Genomic DNA, 21,446 nt, shown 5'->3' with positions numbered 1-21,446 from the left:
TGGCAGACGTACGCCAGGATCCTAAAAGGCGTAAGTTTGCCTGGTCAAACGCGCGAAGCGCTGACCCGAACACCGTAGATCCTTCACCTGGGCATGATCGACTCCTCGAATGTTCCTGCTGGCAGGGACATTGGCCCTCCCCGGCACCGCCGTCGGCGGAAGCGCTTACCCTTCTCCTTTTGTGAGCGACGTCACCGCTTCCTGCCGGTGCGGCCGAGCACCCAGCCGATCACCGCGCTGCCGAGCGCGATGCCCGCGCCCATGCCGAACGCGGCGAGGAGCGACCAGGCGGGGACTCCGGCCCGGGGCTGTTTCGCCGGGCGCTCGAAGACGTGCGCGGGGCCGACCTCGACCGGTGCTTTCGGTGCGGCGGACGCGGCGACCTCCGCGGGTACGGTCGCGGCGGGGATCTCGCCGGAGACACCGGATACGCCGGAGACGAGATGGCTCTCCACCGCGGAGAAGAAGTCACCCGCGGTCTTCCTCGCGACGGAGCCGAGCATGCGCTGGCCGACACCCCCGATCATGCCGCCGATCACGGCCTCGGCGTCGTAGTCGATCCGGGTGCCGCCCTCGACCTCGCTGAGACGGACCCGCACCGTGGCGTCCACGGTGCCGGGGGCCCCCTGGCCGCGGGCCCTGAGCACGAACCGTTCCGGAGCCTCGGGCTCCGACAGGGCGACCTCGCCCTGGTAGACGCCCTTGATGGAGGCCACGCCCGCGGTGACGGTCATCCGGTAGGTGTCCGGGCCCGTCTCCTCAAGGCGCTCGCACCCCGGAATCGTGCGTACGAGCACGGCCGGGTTCTGGAGCGCTGACCACACACGATCTCTGTCGATGCCGAGCACGGCACTGCCTGCGAGCTTCACACCAGCACCCTAGGCAATCTCGGGGCGGGCGGATAACAGCAACATCTGCCCGCCGGCGCGGCCCTTCGTTGTCAGTGCTGCCGCCCTGGCGCACGAGACCGGCCGGGTCAGCCGGGCGCGGGGTTTCCGGCTCGCAGGGACGCGCCCACGTCGTGCAGGTGACGCAGCGCCTGCGCGTACGAGCTGACGATCCCGGTCTCCAGGTAGTCGACGCCCAGCTCCTGGCAGTAGGCCTGGACGATCGGCTGGGCGCGGCGCAGGTTGGGCATCGGCATGCTGGGGAAGAGGTGGTGCTCGATCTGGTAGTTGAGCCCGCCGAGCACGGTGTCGAGGACCCTGCCGCCGCGCACGTTGCGCGAGGTCAGCACCTGGCGCCGGAGAAAGTCGAGCTTCTCGGAGCCCCTGAGCATCGGCATCCCCTTGTGGTTGGGCGCGAAGGTGCAGCCGAGGTAGACGCCGAAGATCGCCTGGTGCAGCAGCAGGAAGGCCACGGCCTTGCCCGGCGACAGCACGGTGAACAGCGCCCCCAGGTACAGGGCGGCGTGCACGGCCAGCAGCGACGCCTCCGCGGCCCGGTTCCTGGTCGTCGGGCGCGTCAGGGCCCGGACACTGGACACGTGGAGGTTGAACCCCTCCAGCGTGAGCAGCGGGAAGAACAGGAACGCCTGCCGGCGGCCCAGGAGCCTGGGCAGTCCCCTGCTCTCGGCGGCCTGCTCGTGCGACCAGATCAGGAAGTCGGGGGCGACGTCGGGGTCGTGGTCCTCGTGGTTGGGGTTGGCGTGGTGGCGGGTGTGCTTGTCCATCCACCAGCCGTAGCTCATGCCGATGGCGAGGTTTCCCGCCACCAGCCCGGCGAGCTCACTGGAGCGGCGTGAACGGAAGACCTGGCGGTGTGCCAGGTCGTGGGCGACCAGGCCGATCTGCGCGAACACCACCGCGAGGAAGGCGGCGACCAGCAGCTGGTACCACGAGTCGCCGACGGCGAAGAAGACGGCCCAGCCGCCGACGAAGGACGCCGCCACCAGGCCGAGCCGTGCGGCGTAGTGACCGGGGCGCCGGTCCAGCAGCCCCGCCTGGGTGATCCGGCGCGACAGGCGGGCGAAATCACTGCCCCGTTCCGCGCTTTCAGGGGGGATGGGGGGATCCGCGTCGTCGATCGCGGTGGAGTTGGTCACGGTTCTCCTCAGATGGGCCGGATCACTCGACATGACAACGTCAGCCGGCGACGCCACATATCCACGTCAACCGAACATCACGCCTTTCCCAGGATTGCGCGGCTGCCGTGATCGCAAACCCCCGCTTCCACCCCTAATCGTGGTAGTGCTGACCCTACCCCGCCGAATACCGCGATCACCGGAGTACAAGAACATAGCCACTCGGATCATCCTCGCGAGGCATGATCGATCAGACTCCCGGCTGCTGGCAGGATGGTCGCCCATGGCATCGGGGACGTACTGGACGACAAGAGCGGTGGCGGCGGCGACGGCCCTGGCGGTGAGCGCCGGGTGCGCCACAGGCCCGGACGGCGGGGCCGACGAGGGTGCCGCCCCCGCGCCGGGCGCCTCCTCCGGTGCGGGGAAGGCCCCCGCCGGCGGGAACGGCCGGGCCGCGAGGACACCGGCAGGGCCACCGGGCGCGATGCCCAGGCCCGGCGAGGTGGGCGTGATCCCCCGCCCCGATGACGGCCTGCCTCCGGTGATCAGCTCCATTCCCACCAGGCGGAAAGTCGTCTTCCTGACCATCGACGACGGCTGGGAGCAGGATCCCGGCTTCGTGGCACAGGTCCGTGACCAGCGGATCCCCGTGGCGGCCTTCGTCACCCGCGACGCCGTGGAGGCCAGGGGCGCGACCGATCCGACCGCCCAGGGCGGCAGATTCCTGGGCGCGGGCAAGTGGAGGTACGTACGCGACCTGCGTGACGCGGGGGCGACGATCGAGAACCACACACTGACGCACCCGAACCTGCCCGCACTCGGCTACGAGGGACAGAAGGCCGAGATCTGCGGCACCTCCACACTGATCCGCAGGCACACCGGCACCGCACCCACCCTGTTCCGCCCCCCGTTCGGCAACCACAACACCCTGACCCGCAGGGCCGCCAAGGCCTGTGGCATCGACGCGCTCCTGCTCTGGACCGCGACCGTGCAGCCCGGCGGGAAGATCGCCTACCAGGTGCCCGACAAGAAGCTCCGCCCCGGCGATGTGCTGCTGCTGCACTTCCGTCCGAACCTCGCCCGTGACTTCGAGATCCTGGTCGCCAAGATCAGGCGCCGGGGGTTCGAACTCGGCAACCTCGACGCGTACCTGAAGGCGGCGACCTCGAAGGCGGCGACCCGCTAGCCCCGGCCGGGCACCTCGACCGGCTTTCCGGCCGCCGTCCCGCCGCGGCCGTCACCGAATCCGGGGGGCACGGGCGCGCCCGTTTCACACGGCGAGGGCCGTGAATCCGGCGCGCGAGACTCGCGATGTCGCCCGCGCGACGTACCTCGAAATCACTCCGTAGGTGGATGCCCCGGGGGCGCCACCCGCCCCACCATGAAGTCACGCCTCCGGGGGGATGGCGGGCAGCGGGGATACGTCCCATGTGACGGGACATGCGTGGAGGTATTCCCCACGGCCGGAGGAGAGCCGGCGTCGCGAGCCGAAGGACGGTCTCGGTCCGGCTGAGAAGTGCGGTCTCGCACCGGACCATGTGACAAAGATCGCACCAGCTCGCGGCGCCCCTCCCGCCTTTTGCTCTACAGCTTGTAGTACTACTAGAGATAGAACTACAAGCCGTAGAGCAACAGCCCGCGAGGGGAACGCGAAGGAAAGATGGACGCACTAGACCTGGCCCGGTGGCAGTTCGGGGTGACCACCGTGTACCACTTTCTGTTCGTGCCCCTGACCATCGGCCTCGGCGTCTTCGTGGCCGGCCTGCAGACCGCGTGGCACCGCACGGGCAAGGAGCACTACCTGCGGCTGACGAAGTTCTTCGGGAAGATCTTCCTGATCAACTTCGCGATGGGCGTGGTGACCGGCATCGTGCAGGAGTTCCAGTTCGGCATGAACTGGAGCGAGTACTCGATCTTCGTCGGCGACGTCTTCGGCGCCCCGCTGGCGCTGGAGGCACTGCTCGCGTTCTTCCTGGAGTCCACCTTCATCGGCCTGTGGATCTTCGGCTGGGACAAGCTCCCCAAACGCATCCACCTGGCCACCATCTGGATCGCGGTCATCGGCTCCACCGTGTCCGCCTACTTCATCCTCGCCGCCAACGCCTGGATGAAGCACCCTGTCGGCTATGAGGTGATCGACGGCAAGGCCCGGATGACCGACCTGTGGGCGGTGCTCACCAACTCCGCCGCCCTCGCGCAGGTGCCCCACGTGGTGGGGGCGGCCTTCGTGGTCGGAGGCGGTTTCGTGCTGGCGATCTGCGGCTACCAGGTCCTGAAGGAGCGGCGCGCCGCCACGGCGCGGCGGAACACCCCGAGCATCTGGCGGACCCCGATCCGAGCCGCGCTGGCCATGACGGCGATCGCCGGCGCGGTGGTCGCGGTCAGCGGGGACATGTCCGCCAAGCTGCTGTACGAGCAGCAGCCGATGAAGCTGGCCGCCGCCGAGGGGCTCACCCACGACACGGCCGGCGCGGCGTTCTCCCCGGTGCCGGGCGTGGAGATCCCCAAACTGCTCAGCTTCCTGTCCACCAACGACCCGAACGCGGTCGTCCAGGGCACGGCGGACATACAGACCCGGTTCACCGAGCAGTTCGGCCCGGCCGACTACCTGCCCAACCTGCCGGTGGTCTTCTGGTCCTTCCGCGTGATGATCGTCTTCGGGATGGCCACGGTGGGCCTGTCGGTTCTCGGTCTCTGGCTGACCCGAAGGCGCCGCGGCGGCGGCCGCCCGCAGCAGGAGCTCCCGACCTGGTTCGCCAGGGCCGCCCTGCTGGCGCTGCCGCTGCCGACCATCGCGATGATCTCGGGCTGGCTGCTCTCCGAGATCGGCCGCCAGCCGTGGACCGTCCAGGGTGAGCTGCTCACGGCCGCGAGCGTCTCGCCGGGCGTCAGCCTGACCGAGGTGGCCATCTCACTTGCGGTCTTCACCCTGGTCTACGGCGTGTTCGCGGTGGCCGAGGCCGTACTGATCATCCGCCACGTCAAGGCGGGCCCCCAGCCCGCCGCTCCCGCCGTGCCCCTCATCCCGCCCTCTCGCGACGACCAGACCGCGGACGTCCGGCTCCAGCCGACGCTGATGTACTGAAAGCGACGATCATGGAACTCACCACCTTCTGGTTCGTACTCATCGCGTTCCTGTGGATCGGCTACTTCGTGCTGGAGGGCTTCGACTTCGGCGTGGGCATGCTGGCACCGGCACTGGCCAGGAACGAGGCCGAGCGCAAGCAGGTCCTGGGCACGATCGGCCCGGTCTGGGACGGCAACGAGGTCTGGCTGATCACCGCGGTCGGCGCCATGTTCGCCGCCTTCCCCGCCTGGTACGCCGGGCTGCTCAGCGAGTTCTACCTGCCGATCACGCTGATCCTCGTCGGGTTGATCGTGCGCGGCGTCGGCCTGGAGTGGCGCGGCAAGGTCCAGCACGCCTCCGACCGCGTCTGGTGCGATCTGGGCGTGCTGGTCGGCAGCGCGCTGCCCGCGTTCCTGTGGGGCGCCGTCTTCGCCGATCTGCTGCGGAACAGCGCGGTGGCCGCGCTGGTCGGCGGGGCGCTCTCCCTCTCGCTGTGCGTGCTGCACGGAGCGGTGTTCGTCGCGCTCAAGACCTCGGGGCCGGTGCGCTCCCGTGCCCGGCACGCCGCGATGATCGCCGCCGCGGTGGCGCTGCCCACCGCGGTGGTGGCACTGCCGAACATCCCCGTCACCGAGGCGGTGGCCGCCGGCTGGTCGGCGACCCCGTGGCTCTGGGCGGGCGCGCTCGCCTCGATGGCGGCTCTGGCCGCGGGGATCGCGCTGACCTGGCGCGGCCGGGACGGCTGGGCGTTCGCCGCCACCGCCTCGTCCATCGCACTGGGCGGCGCCGCCCTGTTCGGCGCCCTGTGGCCCGCCCCGCTCCCCGGCCTCACCGTCGCCGAGGCCGCCTCCGGCCCGTACACGCTGGGCATGCTCACCTGGATCGGCCTGATCGCGCTGCCGTTCGTACTCGGCTACCAGGCGTGGTCGTACTGGGTCTTCCGCAAGCGCCTGGTCGCCGAGGTGTCCTGAGACACCCCGGCCCGCCTCTCACGGGTCGGGCCTCCCGCTTCACCACCGGTCGCCGGTCGCCGGGAGAGCCCCGTCGCGGGGCGTTCAGTGCAGGCCCAGCCTGGCGAGCGGCTCGACCAGTTCCCTCTCCTCGTACGACAGGTGGGACAGGAGCGTGTCGGTGAGCAGGTCCATGGCCGCCCGCAGTTCCCTGTGGCCGTCCGGCCGGCCGACGAAGGCGACCAGTGCCCGGTCGACGCCTTCGAGGACCTCGTGGATGGCGTGGTGCTCCTGCTGGAGGCGGTCGACGACGGGCGCGAGCCTGGGGTCCGAACGGCGCAGATGCGGGAAGAGGCTCTGGTCCTCCAGGGTGTGATGGGTCGTGACGAGGCGGCAGTAGGACTCGCAGTACGTGCCGACGGTCCAGTTGTTCTGGCGCATCGTCATCGTGTTGATGTGCGAGCGCGCGGCGCCGGGGTCCATGGCACCGGTGGTGACCTGGTCGACGAGCCCGCGGATCTCGGTGAGCTCCTTGCGAAGGTGATCGTGGATGTCGACGAGGTGCTGTCCGGCCGCTCGCTGCCGAGAGGTGTAGACGCGGTCCGGGTCGGGATCGGGCCCGGTCGGGCGGGTGCTCTCGTCCCAGACCTGGACGTCGGCGAGCCGTACGCCGTCGTCCGGGGTGGGGGTGACTCCCAGGGCGGGCACCACTCCCCTGACCTGGGCGGGCGGGATGACGGCCGCCGACGTACCGCGTACCTCGGCGGCGGACGGCCCCGAACCGCCGCGCTCGGCCGCGACCAGTTCGCGGACGCCGGGAACGACCTCGGCGGCGAAACGCCGGATGTCGTCGGGGTCGTCACTGGCCAGGATGTAGGCGCTCATCCCCTGGGTGAGGGTGAGCTCGGCGAGCTGCTCGGCCCAGACCTCCGCCGGCCCCCGCAGGAAGTCGCGTCCCGAGCCGGTGAAGGCGCCGGAGATGTTGTACAGGCGCCGGACGTCACCGGGTGAGCGTCCCGCACCGGTCGCGGCCTCGTCGACGGCGGCGTTCATCGCCGGGAGCGCGTCCGGGGCGGCGTAGGCGCTGCTGGGCAGCCAGCCGTCCGCGAGCCGCCCGGTCAGGCCGAGCATCCGCCTCTTGTAGGCCCCCAGCCAGATGCCGACGTCGTGGGCGGGCGCCGGACCCGGGTGTGCTCCCCAGACGCGGTGGTACCGGCCGTCGAGGCGGACCGACCCGCCGCCGGTCGCCCAGACGGCCCGGATGACCTCGATGCCCTCCGCCAGGGCATCGACCCCCTGGGCGGCGTTCAGCCGGGGGCCGCCGACGGCGGCGATGGCCTCCCAGAAGGCACCCGCCCCGAGCCCGAGCTCGACCCGGCCGCCGCTCAGGATGTCCAGGGTCGCGACGCTGCGGGCCAGCACCGCCGGCGGGCGGAGCGGCAGGTTCGCCACGTTCGGCGACACCCGCACCGTCGAGGTGCTCGCCGCGATGACCGACAGCAGCGTCCAGGTGTCGAGGAACCGCGCCTGGTACGGATGGTCCTGCACGGTCACCAGATCCAGGCCGACCTGCTCGGTGAGCCGGGCGAGCGCGACGACCCGCTGAGCCTGCTCGGCGACCGGCGTCAGGAAGGTTCCGAACAGCAGCTCGTGCCCGTAGTCGGCCATGTCTCTCCTTGGAATGTCATGTCAGATGCTCGGCACTTATGGCATGACAGATCGTATTTAAAGCAGATAGATTGTCAAACAGAAGGTCTTTTTCACCTTTAGTACTGATAATCTGGCGGCATGCCCGCACCCCAACGTCCCGGCACGGAGACCTCGGACGCCCTGGACAGCGACCTGGGCTGGACCCTCGGGGTGGTCTTCCGCGCCTACATCAGGACGGTGGACGCGCTGTTCGGCCACCTGCCCGGCGGGCCCAGGGGCTACCAGGTGCTCGCCGCGGCCGCCCAGGAACTCCCCGGCGGCCAGGGAGCGCTGGCGCAACGCCTGGGCATCGACAAGACGGTCATGACCTACCTGCTGGACGACCTGGAGCAGGCCGGCCTGGTCGAACGCCGCCCGGACCCCGCCGACCGGCGTAACAAGCGCGTCGTCGCCACCGAGCACGGCAGGGCGACCTGGGCCGACGCGCAGACCCGGCTCGAACACGCCGAGGACCACGTCCTGGCCCCGCTGGAGGAGGCGGACCGCTCGGTCTTCCGCGAGCTGCTCAGGAGGCTTGCCGTCCAGGCCGACAGCCTGGACCCGGTGCACGACACCTGCCGGCTCGTCACCGAACTGGCCCCCGACGCCGCCCCTCCCAAACCACGCCGCTCCGCCCGCCGCTGACCGCCCGCCGACCGCCCGGTGTTCGCCTGCGTGCTGCCCGAGGGTCGGCACACCGACTTCCTGGACCGCCGGCGGGCCCGGCCGGGGACTTCGCCCGCTGCGTGACCCGGCCTATGAGGGCGGCGAAGAGGATTGGACTCTCCCACCGTGGGAGAGTCCAGCATGATGGCGTGCAAGACGAACTTCTCAGCATCGGGCGCTTCGCCCGCCCGGCCGGTCATCCCCGTCCAGGAGAGCATGGCATGACCACGGTCACAGACATGGATACCCGCGGTATGCGGCACTGCGAAACGACAGCTCTGGGAGCGCTGCTGCGGCACGAAGGACTCGATCTGTCCGAGCCCATGCTCTTCGGCCTCGGCTCCGGCCTGTCCTTCGTCTACTGGGACAGCAAGAGCATGGGCTTCCCCTTCCTCGGGGGACGGGTCAAGCCTTTCGAGCTCACCAGAAACCTGGCCGCCGGACTCGGGCTGGAACTCCTGGTCCAGGAGACCACCTCCCCCCGCAGGGCATGGCAGAACGTGGTGGCCCCGATCGACGCCGGCCACCCCGTCGGACTGCAGCTCGACAGCTACCACCTGGACTACTTCGGGTCGAAGGTGCACTTCGGCGGTCATGTCGTCGCCATGTACGGCTACGACGACCACGACGCCTACCTGGTGGACACCGACCAGCAAGGCGGAGCGGTATCCACCAGCCTGACCAGCCTCGCCCAGGCCAGGGCCGCGCGCGGCCCGATGACCGCCAGGCACCGGTCCTTCACCCTCACCGCTCCGAGGAACCCGCCCTCCCCACAGGGTCAGATCATCCCCGCCATCACCGCCTGCGCCGACGCCTTCCTCAACCCGCCCATCGCCAACCTGGGTCACCGTGGCATCGAGAAGGCCGGGAGGCTGGTACGCACCTGGCACCAACGCACCGACAACCCGAGGCGGGACCTGCCGCAGGCCGCCCTCCTGATGGAGAAGGCCGGCACCGGCGGCGCCCTGTTCCGTAATCTCTACCGCGACTTCCTCGCCGAATGCATCCAACTGCTCGACAGCGGTCACCTGCGCACCGGTCACACGCTGTACACCGAGGCGGCCACCCTGTGGACGGAAGCCGCAGCACTGATCGCAGAAGCCGGTGAATCAGACGACGCGCGGTATCTCGTACAGGCGGGCACCGTCCTCTGCGATCTCTCACGTATAGAGCGCGAGGCCATGCAGGCACTGAGCCGCCTGGGGAGTGAGAGCCCAGGCGCGATCCAGCCCTGACAGCCTTCGAAAACCAATTCGGGAAGGGGGCCATATCGGCCTCGATGGTCCGATCGCACATGCCGGGACGACCGTCGGGCCCACCTGGTCCGCCCTACCCGGCGTCGCTCCCGGGCCGGAGGGACGCAGGGACGGAATCCACGCCGAAAGTGCCTATCCTGGGGCATGATCGAGTCGGGCAGCCCCGCGGTCGCCATCCGCCGCGCCGCGCCGATCTCAAGATCACAAGACGCCGGGAGGCACACGTGTCGGAACCGCGCCCGTTGCGCCCCGGCGAACCGGCCCGGCTGGGGAAGTACCGGCTGCTCGGATGCCTGGGGAAGGGCGGCCAGGGATCCGTGTACCTCGGTGAGTCCCCTTCGGGGACACGGGTCGCCGTCAAGGTCCTGCACGGCCACGTCGCCGGTGACCCGAAGACCCACAAACGGTTCCTCCGCGAGGTGGAAGCGGCCCGCCAGGTGCCCCACTTCTGCACGGCACGCATCCTGGACGTCGGTACGGCCGACGATCAGCCGTACGTGGTGAGCGAGTTCATCGAAGGGGAGTCGCTGGAGCAGCGGGTCGGCTCACGCGGGCCGCTCGACCCGCATGACCTGGCACGGCTCGCGGTCGGTACGGCCACCGCGCTGGCGGCGATCCACCACGCGGGGATCGTCCACCGCGATTTCAAACCCGCCAACGTGCTGCTCGGTCCGGACGGGCCACGGGTGGTCGACTTCGGCATCGCGCGCAGCACGAACCTGGCCACCACGTCCGTCAGCCTGATCGGCACCCCGCCGTACATGTCGCCCGAGCAGCTCTCCGGGGATTCGGTGGGCCCGCCCTCCGACATGTTCAGCTGGGCCGGCACCATCCTGTTCGCCGGGACGGGCAGGACCCCGTTCGGCCATGATGTCGCCCTCGCGGCCCTGGTGTACCGGATCCTCCACCAGGAGTGCGACCTCACCGGCCTGCCGGACGGCCTGCGGCAGATCTCCGGCCGGTGCCTGGCCAAGGCGGCCGAGCACCGACCCACGGCCGAGGAGGTCCTGCTTGGTCTCATCACCGGCGACGGGGCGGCGGCCCCCACCGGTGACCTGCTGACGACGGCCATGAGGCGGATGGCGCAGCCGTCTCCACCGACCCCGGCCCCCTCTCCGGACCTGCCGCTCACCCGGGAGCGACCCGGCTCGGCACCGCCGGCCGGCGGCCCGCCTCGGACGACACTCCCCACCGGCCCCTCCGGCGGGCCGACGGCGTCCCCCTCCCGTGGGCTGCCCCGCCGGAGCTTCCTGATCGGCGGAGGAGCCGCGCTGGCCACCTGCGCGGCGGCGGGGGCCGCGGTGCTGGTTCCCCGCTACCTGAGGGCGGCGGCCGGTTCGACCACGACTTCGCCCGGGGCGAGCCCGAAGGCCGCGATCGTCCCACCGTCGTCCTCGGCCACCCCGACGACCTCGCCCACGAACGGGCCGACGGCCTCCCCGAGCCCGTCCGGGCTGATCCCGCCCGGCCCGGACAGGCCGCTGGTGCTCGAGAACGGCAACACGGTGCAGGGCCTCGCGGTCTCCGCCGACGGCCGCCTGGTGGCCGCCGGGTGCTGGGACGGCAAGGTCCGCCTGTGGGAGGTCCCCACCGGGAAGATGGTCGCGGAACTCGACGACCGCACGTCCTACGTCGAGGGCGTGGCGCTGAGCCCGGACGGCCGGACCCTGATCAGTGTCGGCGGGGTGACCGACGCCGAGACGCACGTGTGGGACGTCGCGTCCAGGCGTCGCGTGTCGAAGTCCGTGATCGGCTCCGTCTTCGTGGGGTTCAGCCCGGACGGCGAGCAGTTCGTCACCGGCAGCGGGTACGAGTGGGTCCGGCTCTGGCGAACCTCCGACCGCAAGCAGTCGGGCGCCTCCATGCGCCACACCGAACTGGTCAGGAACGCGGCGTTCAGCCCCGACGGGCGCCTGCTGGCCACCGCCGGGTGGGACGACACCGTACGGCTGTGGCGCACCTCCGGCTCCAGAGCGGCCGGCGGACCGTTGACCGGGCACAGGGACGATGTCAACGCCGTCGTGTTCCTCGACGGCGAGACCCTGGCGAGCGCGGGGTACGACAAGGTGGTGCGGGTCTGGGACGTGGCATCCCGCAAACCGAAGGGAACGACGTTCAAGGGGGCCGGTTCGACGATCAACAGCATGGCGTGCAGCCCCGACGGGACCGTTCTCGCCGCCGGAACCGACCGGGACGGCGTCCTGCTGTGGGACGTCGCCACCCGGCGGCGGCTCCGGCAACCCCTGGAGACCGGCCAGGTCCACACCGTGACCTTCAGCGCCAACGGGTCCGTCCTGGCGGTGGCCACCGGTAACGACGTGCTGCTGTACGACGTCGGCGGCCTGCGTACCGCCTGAGAGGGGACGACGCTGAGAGCTCACCCATCGTGGATCCGGTCCTCGACGATCCCGGTGCCGGTTGTGGTGTGGGCGGCAGTCTCGTGGAGCGGCCGGAGGACAGGATCCCGAGGGCCGCAGGCGATCCGATTCCTTCCGGTGGTGGTGGTGGTCGTCCTATCGTCGTCAACATGTGTTGGCGCAGGGGGCGGTAGTCGTGGTCGAGGAGCAAGATGGTGGCGGTTCGGCGGAGGACGCGGCCATGGTGGGCGCCGCGTCGGCCGGCGACAAGGGGGCGTTCGGAGCGCTCGTCGAGCCTTTGCGGTGGGAGTTGCGAGTGCACTGCTATCGGATGCTGGGCTCCTACGACGACGCGGAGGACATCGTTCAGGAGACGTTCCTGCGGGCATGGCGCCGCCGGGAGACCTATGAGGGGCGGTCGACGTTCCGGGCCTGGCTGTACAGGATCGCGACGAACGCGTGCCTGGACCTGATCGACCGGAACAAGCGGCGGGCCGCGCCGTACCGGGTTCCACCGCTGGTGGAGTCAGGTACGCCGGTGCAGCCGCCCGCTGATGTGTCGTGGTTGCAGCCGGTCCCGGATCGGCTGCTGGAGCCGGCCGTCGACGGGGCCGAAGGACCGGAGGCGGTGGCGGTCGCGCGGGAGACGATCGAGCTCGCCTTCCTGGTGGCGATCCAGCATCTCCCCGCCCGGCAGCGAGCCGTGTTGATCACCAGGGATGTGCTGGGCTGGCCCGCCACCGAGACGGCCGCGCTGCTGGACACCAGCGTGGCGTCGGTGAAGAGCACGTTGCAGCGGGCGCGAGCGACGCTGAGACAGCACCTGCCCCAGCGGCGCGAGGACTGGGCGCCTTCGGCCGAGCCGAGTACGGACGAGCGCGCGCTGTTGCGACGTTACGTCCAGGCGCATCAGCAGGCCGACCTGGACATGCTCACCGGGTTGCTCGCCGAGGACGTACGGATGACGATGCCGCCACACCCGGCGTGGCTGGTCGGGCGGGACGCGCTGCTGACCCTCACCGGACAGGTCTTCGACTCCGGCTCGGAGTGGTATCACGGGCGCTGGCACTGCGTGGTCACCGGCGCGAATCTCCAACCCGCGGTCGCGCACTATGCCGAACACTCCCGCGCACCCGAGACCAAGGACCTGACCGGGCGGTTCCGCGGCCAGGTGCTGGATGTGCTGCGGATCGACGGCGGCCGGATCACCGCGATCACGTCGTTCGCACCACGCCACTTCGCCGCGTTCGGCCTGCCCCTGGTCCTGCCGTGAACGTGGGATTCCAGCGGCGCGAGGTGCCCCTGGCCGGTGAGGTCCGCGGCTACGACGCGGCCGCGTGGAATTCCTGCACGGCTGAGCCGGGCACCGATTCCTTTTCCGGCGCTGTGCCGTCATACAGCTAAACCCGGCAGCAGCATCGAAGCGTACGAGAGAGGACCCCATGTCGAACAGGCAGGACACCGCGCTGGCCGAACTCGACCGGCTCGTCGGCACCTGGAAGGTGAGCGGCGAGGCCACCGGCCAGGTCACCTACTCCTGGCTGGCAGGCCGTCACTTCCTCAAGCAGGAGGTCGACCTTCGGCAGGCCGGCCAGCACATCACCGGCATCGAGATCATCGGCCGGGAAAGGCCGTTCGGCGCCGAGGAACCCAGCGAGGACATCACCTCCCGGTTCTACGGCAGCCAGGGCGAGACCCTCGACTACGTCTACGAGCTCAACGGCGACACGCTCACCATCTGGAGCGGCGGGAAAGGCTCACCCGCCTACTACCGCGCCCGGTTCAGCCCCGACGGCGACACCCTGTCCGGGGACTGGGTCTGGCCCGGCGGCGGCTACCACGCCGAACAGACCCGCGTCCACTGACCGCAGCCGCGCCCCGCTGTCCTTCACGTCGGGGACCGGCGTCGGAGGTCGGGGAGGGGCGGGGCGGGAAGATCAGGCGGTTGCCGGAGAGGGTGGGCAGGGCGAAGGCGACGACGCGCTCGTCGCGCGGCCCTGCGGGGGCCGATCACCCGAAAGGTCAGGTTCCGGCTGTGGACCGCCCGGGGGCCGCGCGGCGCAGGTCGAACAGCTCCGAGGGCGAGATCGGCATCTTGTCGATCCTGATCCCCTCCGCGTCCTCGATCGCCGAGGCGATCACCGCCGAGACCGGGATGACCCCCGCCTCCCCCGCCCCCTTGATGCCCAGGGGGTTGAGCGGTGACGGGGTCTCCAGGTGAGCGGTCTCGACGAGGGGCACCTCGGTGGCGTACGGCATCAGGAAGTCCATGAACGAGGCGTTCAGCAGCTGGCCGTGGCCGTCGTAGACCATCTTCTCGTACAGCGCGCCGCCGACGCCCTGGGCGACCCCGCCGTGGATCTGCCCCTCGACGATCATCGGATTGATCAGGTTGCCGCAGTCGTGCACGACCGCGTAGCGCAGGATGCGGATCTCGGCGGTCAGCGGGTCGGTCTCCACGATCGCCGCGTGCATGCCGGAGGCGAAGGTCGAGCGGATCGGCGAATAGTAGTCGCGCCCCTCAAGGCCCGGCTCCTCCCCCTCGGCCACCGGCGGCCGGTCGAAGGACGAGGCGCCCGCGAACTGGGTCGCCCTGGCCGCCTCGGCGTCGAAGGCGTAGCGCAGCGGGTTGGACAGCACCGCCACCGTCGCCAGCGGGATCGCGCTGCCGGGGGCGCCGACCACCCGCACCTCCCCGTCGACGATCTCCAGGTCGCGGGGGTCGGCCTCCAGCGCCTCGGCGGCGATCCGCAGCGCCTTCTCCCTGACCTTCCTGCAGGCCAGGGCGATCGCGTTGCCGCTCATCACCGCGGCCCGCGAGGCGAAGGTGCCGACCGCGTAGCCGAACCTGCGGGTGTCGCCGGTGACCACCGAGACCCGTTCCAGCGGTACGCCCAGCTCGGCCGCGGCGATCTGGGCGAACACCGTCTCGTGGCCCTGGCCCTGGGAGGTGAGCCCGGTGGAGACGTGCACCCGGCCGTCGGAGGTGACCTGGACGTGCCCGCCCTCGTATGGGCCGACGCCGGTGCCCTCGACGTAGCAGCCGATCCCGATCCCGATCGCGCGTCCCTCGGCGGCGGCGCGGGCCTTCAGCCCGGGGAAGTCGTCCCAGCCGATCAGCTCCTTGAGCAGCCGCAGCGACTCGGGGTAGTCACCGCTGTCGTAGATCAGCGGCCGGCCGTCCTGGAAGATCAGCCCCTGGTCGTAGGGGAACTCGTCGGGCTGGATGAAGTTGGCCGCGCGCACCGCGGCGCGGTCGGCCCCCAGGTGCTCGGCGATGTGGTCCATGGTCCGCTCCATGCAGAAGACCGCCTGCGGGCGGCCCGCCCCCCGGTACGGGGTGACCTGCACGGTGTTGGTGTAGATCGAGGAGAACTCGACCCGGTAGGCGCCGATCCGGTACGGGCCGAGAAGCTGGGTGGAGGTGATGATCGGCACGATGATCCCGTACGGCGTGTAGGCGCCGTGGTCGTGCAGGATCTCGACGTCCAGGCCCAGAATCCTGCCCTCGTCGTCGAAACCGACCCGGACCGACTGCACCTGGGCGCGCTCGTGCGCGGAGGAGACGAAGTGCTCGCGCCGGTCCTCGGTCCACTTGACCTCCTGGCCGAGCGTGATCGCCGCCCACGGGACCAGGATCTCCTCCGGCCACGGGTGCACGATCTTCACCCCGAAACCGCCGCCCACATCCGGGGCGACCACCTCGACCTTCGGCAGCGGCAGGCCGAGCTTGGCCGCGATGGCCATCCGGACGCTGGTGGAGGTCTGGGTGCTGGAGTGGACGCGCAGCGAGCGGTCGTCGGCGTCCCAGCGGGCGTGCACGCCGCGCCCCTCCAGCGGCATGGACGCGCTGCGCTCGATGTCGAGCCGGAAGGCCAGCGTGTGCGGCGCGGCGTCGATGGCCTCGCGCGCGCCGAGCCCGGCGGCCGAGGGCACCTCCTGGACCAGGTGCGCGCCGACGTTGCCCGGCACGTCGGCGTGCACGAGCTGGGCGGACTGCGCGGCCTCCTCCACCCCGACCACCGGCTTGAGGATCTCGTAGTCGACCTCGATGAGCGCGCAGGCGTCCTCGGCGAGGTAGCGGTCGCGGGCGACGACCATCACCACGGGCTCGCCGACGTGCCTGACGATCTCGCGGGCCAGCGGGTACGCGGTGCGGCCGTGGGTCAGCGCCGGATGCGGGATGAGCAGCGGCAGCGGCTCGGCGAGCGCGCCCGGCAGGTCCTCCCAGGTGTAGATCGCCACCAGCCCGTCGACCTCGATGGCGGCCGAGACGTCGATGTCGCGGATCCGGGCGTGGGCGTGCGGGGAGCGGACGAACGCCGCCTGCAGCGCCCCCGGCGCCAGGTCGTCGAGGTAGAGGCCGCGCCCGGTCAGCAACCGGGGGTCCTCGCGCCGTTGGACCGGCTCGCCGAACAGTTTCGTGGTCATGATCGCCTCACCGGGACGTGTCTCCTGCCTCGCCCGCCCGCGGATCCTCCGGGACCGCCCGGGAATCTCCCGCGCCCGCTCAAGGTTCCTCCGCCATGATCTCGGCCGCGCGGTGGACGGACTTGACGATGTTCTGGTAGCCCGTGCACCGGCACAGGTTGCCGGAGATGCCCTCCAGTACCTCCTCGTCGCTCGGCGCCGGATTGTCCCGCAGCAGCGCGGTCACCGTGCACAGGAAGCCAGGCGTGCAGAAGCCGCACTGCAGGCCGTGGCACTCGGCGAAGGCCCGCTGCACCGGCGAGAGCGTGCCGTCCCGGTCGGCGAGCCCCTCCACCGTGGTGATGTCGCGCCCGTCCACGGTGACCGCGAACGTCAGGCAGGAGCGGACCGGCTCGCCGTCCAGCAGCACCGTGCAGCATCCGCAGACCCCGTGCTCGCATCCGACGTGCGTGCCGGTCAGGCCGAGGTCGTGCCGCAGGCAGTCGGACAGCAGCCGCCGCGCCGGGACCGAGGCCTGCCTGACCACCCCGTTGACGGTCAGCGTGATCTCATGCACCTACGGCCTCCCTGGCGGCGTCACGGAGTGCCTGCTCGGTGAGCACTCCGGCGAGATGCCGCCGGTAGGCGGCGGTCGCGTGGATGTCTGCCTCCGGCTCGATCCGGTCCTGCACGGCGCGGGCCGCCGAGGCCCAGTCCGCCGAGTCCGGCGGCCGGTGGCCGACGGCCGCGGTGACGTCGACGAGCACCGGGACGGGGCCGAGGCTCACGCAGGCCACCGTGGCCGAGGTGATCCTCAGATCGTCGTCCAGTGCGACCAGTGCCGCGATCCCGGCCAGGGCGTAGTCGCCGTGCCGCCGGGCGACCTCACGGAACGCGGTGCCCGAGCGCGGGGGCGGGGCGGGGAAGAACGCGGAGACGGCCAGTTCCCCCGGATTCATCGCCGACTCCAGGGGGCCGGTGAAGAAGTCCTCGGCCGCCACGTCCCTGACGGCGTCCGGCCGGGCCAGCCGTACCGATCCCTTGAGCAGGGCGAGGACGGCCGGCAGTTCGGCGGCGGGGTCGGCGTGGGCCAGGCTGCCGACCACGGTGCCCCGGTTGCGGATCACCGGGTGGGCCACCAGCCGGAGCGCCTGGCGCAGCAGCGGCTGCGCCGCGGCGACCTCCTCGGAGCGTTCCACCTGGGCGTGCCTGGCCAGGGCGCCGACCCTGACACCGCCCGGCTCGACATCGACGGTCGCCAGTTCGGCCAGCCGGTTGATGTCTACCAGGTGCGCGGGGGCGACCAGCCGCATGTTCAGCAGCGGGATCAGGCTCTGCCCCCCGGCGAGCACCTTGCCGTGCTCCCCGGCCCCGGCGAGGGCGTCGAGCGCCTCGCCGAGGGAACGGGGGGCGTGGTATTCGAAGGGGGGTGGTTTCACCCGGTGACCTCTCGTTGCGGCTCGGACACCTCTGCCGGACCGGCGCCGCCCCGTCCGGAGATGACCCGGAGCAGGTGGTAACCCACCACCACCACGATGGTGCCGAGGGCGATGCCCTCCAGCGTGAAGTCCGAGCTGATCATATGCTTGACCGGGCCGATCGCGAGGATGATTCCCGCCCCGATCGGGACGAGGTTGACGGGGTCCGCGAAGTCGACCCGGTTCTCGATCCAGATCTTCGCGCCGAGCAGGCCGATCATGCCGTACAGGATGACGGTGATGCCGCCGAGCACACCGCCCGGCGTGGCCGCGACCAGCGCGCCGAACTTCGGGCAGAGGCCGAACAGGATCGCGATGACGGCGGCGATGTAGTAGGCGGCCGTGGAGTAGACGCGGGTGGCGGCCATCACGCCGATGTTCTCGGCGTAGGTGGTGGTCGGGGAGCCGCCGAAGGTGCTGGCCACGACCGTGGCGGCGCCGTCTGCGATGACCGCCCGGCCCATGTACGGGTCGACGTCGGTCCTGGTCATCTCGCCGACGGCCTTGACGTGGCCGACGTTCTCGGCGACCAGCGCGATCACGGCGGGCAGCACCAGCAGCACGGCGGAGAACTTGAAGTCGGGGAAGTGCATGCTCGGCAGGCCGATCCAGTCGGCCGCCGCCACGTCTTTGAAGCTCACCCTGGGGTGCGTGTCGACCGCGCCGGTGACCGCGTTGAAGGCGGTGATGTTGCCGAATACCTTGTCGGCCGCCCAGGAGAGGACGAAGCCGATGATCAGGCCGAGCAGGATGCCGATCCTGCCGATGAAGCCCTTGAAGAGCACGATGGCGACGAAGGTGACGATCATCGTGATCAGCGCCATCCACTGGTCCTGCGGCCAGTAGACGTCGGCGACGACGGGCGCCAGGCCGAAGCCGATCAGCATGACGACGGCGCCGGTGACGACCGGCGGGAAGACCCGGTTGATGACCTGCACGCCGAGGAAGTGGACGGCCACGCCTACGAGCGCGAGTACCAGTCCGGCGACGAGGATGGCGCCGGTGACGATGGCGTCGGCGGCGGGTGTGTCGTCACCGCCCACGAGTGCCCGGATGGCGAGCACGCCGCCCACGAACGAGGCGCTGGTCCCGAGGTAGCTGGGGACCTTTCCCTTCACGATGAGCAGGAACATGATCGTTCCGACGCCGGAGAACATGATGGCGACATTGGGATCGAGTCCCATCAGCAGGGGGAAGACGAACGTGGCGCCGAACATCGCCACGACGTGCTGCGCCCCGAACCCGAGCATCCGCGGCCAGGACAGCCGCTCGTCGGGTCTGACCACCTCTCCCGGGGCGAGTGTCCGGCCGTCGCCGTGTTTCGTCCAACCTGCAACCATCGAGCCCCACCTTTCACCGGGCCGTCGGTCGGTGGCCACCCCGCGGGCATCCCTCCGGCGAGTCCCTTACTACCGTTGCGGGCACATTAGGACCGAGTCCATGCGCGGACATCGTCATGATCTGCCAAATCTAAACGGCCGACCGGTGAATGCCTCGCGCACCACCAGCGAGAACGCCCGGTGAAGGGCACGGGAGACGGCGAAAGATATAGGTATGTGACATAACCGGCAGCGCGGGCGGCCCTTCGCAGCCCGGAAGGACGGCCGCAGGCAGGCGGACGGAGTGTCGCGGAGCCGGGCGAGGCCGCTGCCGGGATCAGGCTCCGGCGGCGACCACCCGAATCTCGAAGCCGTCGCCGGTCACCACCTGGCCGTTGCGGATCTTGCAGGTCTTGCGCAGTTCGACCTCCCCGTCCACCAGCACGTTGCCGTCGGCGATGAAGTGCTTGGCCTGGCCGCCCGTCTCGGTGACACCGCAGTACTTGAGCAGGTCACAGAGCGGGATGTAGTCGGTCTCCAGCTCGAAGGTCTCGTTCACGCCGAACAGCTTAGGTCCCGCGCGCTCCCAGGGCGCGGAGCACCGGTCTCAGATCCCCCTCATCCGCAGGACGTGCAGGGCCAGGGTGAGGTTCAGCCGCAGGTGGGCGTCCTCGGTGAAGCCGCCCAGCATGCGCTCCAGCTTGCCGATCCGGTAGCGCAGCGTGTTGTAGTGGAAGTGCAGTCTGCGTGCCGTCTCGGCCACGTTGAGGTTGGTCTCCAGCAGCACCTGCAGGGTGCGGCGCAGGTCGGCGTTCTCGGCGTCGTCGTCGGAGGCGAGCGAGCCGAGCGTCTCACGGACGAAGGCGTGCAGCTCGGCGGTGTCGTTGACCAGGGAGAGCAGCCGGTAGACGCCGAGCTGGTCGAAGTGCGCGACCGCGCCGTTGCCGTGGAGCTGGCGGCCCACCCGCGCGGCCTTCAGCGCCTGCCCGTACGCCTCGGGCAGCGCCTCGGCGCCGACGGCGGTACGGCTGGCACCGGTGGAGAAGGTGGCGGGCAGGCACTCGGCGAAGGCCGCGGCGGCGTCCTTGGCCAGGCGATCCGCGTCGACCGCCGCGTCCACGATGGTGACGACCTCGTGGGAGAAGCCCGCCACCGCACCGCGCGCGTCGTGGCGGCGCATCGCACCGGTCCAGCAGGTGACCAGCCGGTCCTGGGCGGCGCGCTCGTCACCCTCCGGGTCGAGCTCGGCCACCAGCACGGTGACCGGGCGCTGCAGGTCCCACCCGAAGGCCCTGGCCCGGGAGGAGACCCGCTCGGAACCTCCCGCCCTGCCGGTGAGCACGTCGCGCAGGAAGTCGGCGCGGTACTTGCTCTCGACGGCGTTGACCGCCTCCTGCCGGGTCACCACCAGCGCGGCGACCGTAGCGGCACGTTCCAGAATGCCGACATCGCTGTCACCGATCGAGCCGACGGCGCCGCAGGCGACGATCCTGCCGTGGTGGTGGCCGCCCGCCACCACCGGCACCGAGGTGTGGCGGGAGTCGGGGGCGCCGCGCAGCGCGGCCACGTGCTCGGCGGGTCCGGCCGAGGCCAGCACGTGGCCCGTCCCGTCCAGCACCGCCACGCCCACGTCGAGCAGCCCCGCCACCTCGGCCGTCACCTCGCGCAGCCCGCCCCCGGCGAGCACGACCTGGACCAGCGCCCGGTGCGCCTCCTCCGCCCTGGCCAGCACGACGGCCTGGCGGTTGAGGATGTCGGTCAGCACCTGGTTGAGGATGTCGTCGAAGCCGACGTCGTCGGGGAGCTGGATCAGCGGGAAGCCCAGCCGGTCGGCCTGCTCCACCATCTCCTCCGGCAGCTCGTCGAGGTAGCGGCCGAGCTTGATGGCCAGCGCGGCCAGACCGCGCTCGTCGAGGTCGGCCACCAGCCTGCCGAGCGACTGGGGGGTGTTGCGCAGCGGGTAGCCGGTGGTGAGCAGCAGCTCGTGCGGCTTGACCCAGGCCAGGACGTCGGGCACCTCCATCACGTTGAGCCGCTGCACCACCCGGTCCAGGCCCCGCTCTCCCGCGATCAGCCGGGCTCCCGCCAGTGTCGAGACGCCGAGGACCTCGCCGACGGCGACTCCGTGAATGATCGTTCCGGTGCTCGCCGGCCGTACGGGAGGTTCCATGAGGCGATTGTGACCGATAGACCCGTCTGTCAGGAAGAGCCAACCTTTGGGCTGACTGTTG

17 protein-coding genes are annotated in these 21,446 nt (G+C 70.8%); 8 read left to right on the top strand and 9 right to left on the bottom strand.

Going from position 1 to position 21,446, the window contains the following annotated elements; genetic code table 11:
• Nucleotides 1–191 precede the first annotated feature (191 nt).
• Together AB0K21_RS24080 and AB0K21_RS24075 are read right to left on the bottom strand one after the other, a co-directional pair.
• On the bottom strand, nt 192–869 hold the full coding sequence (locus AB0K21_RS24080) for a carbon monoxide dehydrogenase subunit G (RefSeq protein WP_343967376.1): 678 nt from the start codon (nt 867–869) through the stop codon (nt 192–194).
• A 107-nt stretch (nt 870–976) separates the two neighbouring features.
• Nucleotides 977–1,933, bottom strand: a complete 957-nt coding sequence (locus AB0K21_RS24075; protein WP_364153374.1) for an acyl-CoA desaturase — start codon at nt 1,931–1,933, stop codon at nt 977–979.
• 373 nt (nt 1,934–2,306) lie between these two features.
• On the opposite strand from AB0K21_RS24075, the gene AB0K21_RS24070 reads away from it, so the two are divergent.
• The 3 genes from AB0K21_RS24070 (at nt 2,307) to cydB (ending at nt 6,061) form a co-directional block, all read left to right on the top strand.
• Nucleotides 2,307–3,209 (top strand): polysaccharide deacetylase family protein, encoded by a 903-nt coding sequence (locus AB0K21_RS24070; protein ID WP_343967378.1) that lies wholly within the window; start codon nt 2,307–2,309, stop codon nt 3,207–3,209.
• Between the two features lie 474 nt (nt 3,210–3,683).
• Nucleotides 3,684–5,108 (top strand): cytochrome ubiquinol oxidase subunit I, encoded by a 1,425-nt coding sequence (locus AB0K21_RS24065; RefSeq protein WP_343967381.1) that lies wholly within the window; start codon nt 3,684–3,686, stop codon nt 5,106–5,108.
• Nucleotides 5,109–5,119: 11 nt separating this feature from the next.
• On the top strand, nt 5,120–6,061 hold the full coding sequence (gene cydB / locus AB0K21_RS24060; protein ID WP_364153298.1) for a cytochrome d ubiquinol oxidase subunit II: 942 nt from the start codon (nt 5,120–5,122) through the stop codon (nt 6,059–6,061).
• Between the two features lie 84 nt (nt 6,062–6,145).
• Here cydB and AB0K21_RS24055 read toward each other — a convergent pair whose 3' ends face one another.
• Nucleotides 6,146–7,708: an LLM class flavin-dependent oxidoreductase gene (locus tag AB0K21_RS24055; RefSeq protein WP_364153295.1), complete on the bottom strand. Its 1,563-nt coding sequence runs from the start codon at nt 7,706–7,708 to the stop codon at nt 6,146–6,148.
• Between the two features lie 120 nt (nt 7,709–7,828).
• Between AB0K21_RS24055 and AB0K21_RS24050 the strand changes: the two genes are divergently transcribed.
• The 5 genes from AB0K21_RS24050 (at nt 7,829) to AB0K21_RS24030 (ending at nt 13,873) form a co-directional block, all read left to right on the top strand.
• A complete protein-coding gene (locus tag AB0K21_RS24050) occupies nt 7,829–8,374 on the top strand; it encodes a MarR family winged helix-turn-helix transcriptional regulator (RefSeq protein ID WP_343967387.1) in 546 nt (181 codons plus the stop codon).
• 242 nt (nt 8,375–8,616) lie between these two features.
• Nucleotides 8,617–9,630 (top strand): BtrH N-terminal domain-containing protein, encoded by a 1,014-nt coding sequence (locus AB0K21_RS24045; protein ID WP_343967389.1) that lies wholly within the window; start codon nt 8,617–8,619, stop codon nt 9,628–9,630.
• 245 nt (nt 9,631–9,875) lie between these two features.
• Nucleotides 9,876–12,008: a protein kinase gene (locus tag AB0K21_RS24040; protein WP_364153290.1), complete on the top strand. Its 2,133-nt coding sequence runs from the start codon at nt 9,876–9,878 to the stop codon at nt 12,006–12,008.
• 196 nt (nt 12,009–12,204) lie between these two features.
• Nucleotides 12,205–13,281, top strand: a complete 1,077-nt coding sequence (locus AB0K21_RS24035; protein WP_343967393.1) for a sigma-70 family RNA polymerase sigma factor — start codon at nt 12,205–12,207, stop codon at nt 13,279–13,281.
• A 169-nt stretch (nt 13,282–13,450) separates the two neighbouring features.
• A complete protein-coding gene (locus AB0K21_RS24030; protein ID WP_343967396.1) occupies nt 13,451–13,873 on the top strand; it encodes a hypothetical protein in 423 nt (140 codons plus the stop codon).
• Between the two features lie 157 nt (nt 13,874–14,030).
• Here AB0K21_RS24030 and cutA read toward each other — a convergent pair whose 3' ends face one another.
• The 6 genes from cutA to AB0K21_RS24000 all read right to left on the bottom strand — a co-directional run bounded on the left by cutA (nt 14,031) and on the right by AB0K21_RS24000 (nt 21,385).
• Nucleotides 14,031–16,439, bottom strand: a complete 2,409-nt coding sequence (cutA, locus tag AB0K21_RS24025) for an aerobic carbon-monoxide dehydrogenase large subunit (protein ID WP_343967398.1) — start codon at nt 16,437–16,439, stop codon at nt 14,031–14,033.
• Between the two features lie 79 nt (nt 16,440–16,518).
• A complete protein-coding gene (locus AB0K21_RS24020; RefSeq protein ID WP_343967400.1) occupies nt 16,519–16,995 on the bottom strand; it encodes a (2Fe-2S)-binding protein in 477 nt (158 codons plus the stop codon).
• Entirely contained in the window at nt 16,988–17,857 is an 870-nt protein-coding gene (locus AB0K21_RS24015; RefSeq protein ID WP_343967402.1) for a xanthine dehydrogenase family protein subunit M, read from the bottom strand. The genes AB0K21_RS24020 and AB0K21_RS24015 overlap by 8 nt, the downstream gene beginning before the upstream one ends.
• Nucleotides 17,854–19,236 (bottom strand): solute carrier family 23 protein, encoded by a 1,383-nt coding sequence (locus tag AB0K21_RS24010; protein ID WP_343967404.1) that lies wholly within the window; start codon nt 19,234–19,236, stop codon nt 17,854–17,856. Before AB0K21_RS24010 ends, AB0K21_RS24015 begins: the two co-directional genes overlap by 4 nt.
• A 316-nt stretch (nt 19,237–19,552) precedes the next feature.
• Nucleotides 19,553–19,774 carry an RNA-binding S4 domain-containing protein gene (locus AB0K21_RS24005; protein ID WP_343967406.1) on the bottom strand — a complete coding sequence of 74 codons (222 nt, stop codon included), beginning with the start codon at nt 19,772–19,774 and terminating at the stop codon, nt 19,553–19,555.
• Nucleotides 19,775–19,822: 48 nt separating this feature from the next.
• Nucleotides 19,823–21,385, bottom strand: a complete 1,563-nt coding sequence (locus tag AB0K21_RS24000; protein ID WP_364153282.1) for a PucR family transcriptional regulator ligand-binding domain-containing protein — start codon at nt 21,383–21,385, stop codon at nt 19,823–19,825.
• Nucleotides 21,386–21,446: the final 61 nt, after the last annotated feature.

Origin of the sequence: Streptosporangium sp. NPDC049248, assembly GCF_040678965.1 — a bacterium.
GTDB lineage: Bacteria > Actinomycetota > Actinomycetes > Streptosporangiales > Streptosporangiaceae > Streptosporangium > Streptosporangium fukuiense.
Note: the sequence above shows the minus strand (reverse complement) of the source record. Positions and strands in the feature narration are given on the sequence as shown.

What these genes read in the sequence shown, in the direction of transcription:
- AB0K21_RS24070 (WP_343967378.1), top strand. Translation starts at nt 2,307, where the DNA reads ATGGCATCGGGGACGTACTGGACGACAAGAGCGGTGGCGGCGGCGACG.
- AB0K21_RS24065 (WP_343967381.1), top strand. Translation starts at nt 3,684, where the DNA reads ATGGACGCACTAGACCTGGCCCGGTGGCAGTTCGGGGTGACCACCGTG.
- cydB (WP_364153298.1), top strand. Translation starts at nt 5,120, where the DNA reads ATGGAACTCACCACCTTCTGGTTCGTACTCATCGCGTTCCTGTGGATC.
- AB0K21_RS24055 (WP_364153295.1), bottom strand. Translation starts at nt 7,708, where the DNA reads ATGGCCGACTACGGGCACGAGCTGCTGTTCGGAACCTTCCTGACGCCG.
- AB0K21_RS24050 (WP_343967387.1), top strand. Translation starts at nt 7,829, where the DNA reads ATGCCCGCACCCCAACGTCCCGGCACGGAGACCTCGGACGCCCTGGAC.
- AB0K21_RS24045 (WP_343967389.1), top strand. Translation starts at nt 8,617, where the DNA reads ATGACCACGGTCACAGACATGGATACCCGCGGTATGCGGCACTGCGAA.
- AB0K21_RS24030 (WP_343967396.1), top strand. Translation starts at nt 13,451, where the DNA reads ATGTCGAACAGGCAGGACACCGCGCTGGCCGAACTCGACCGGCTCGTC.
- cutA (WP_343967398.1), bottom strand. Translation starts at nt 16,439, where the DNA reads ATGACCACGAAACTGTTCGGCGAGCCGGTCCAACGGCGCGAGGACCCC.
- AB0K21_RS24010 (WP_343967404.1), bottom strand. Translation starts at nt 19,236, where the DNA reads ATGGTTGCAGGTTGGACGAAACACGGCGACGGCCGGACACTCGCCCCG.
- AB0K21_RS24000 (WP_364153282.1), bottom strand. Translation starts at nt 21,385, where the DNA reads ATGGAACCTCCCGTACGGCCGGCGAGCACCGGAACGATCATTCACGGA.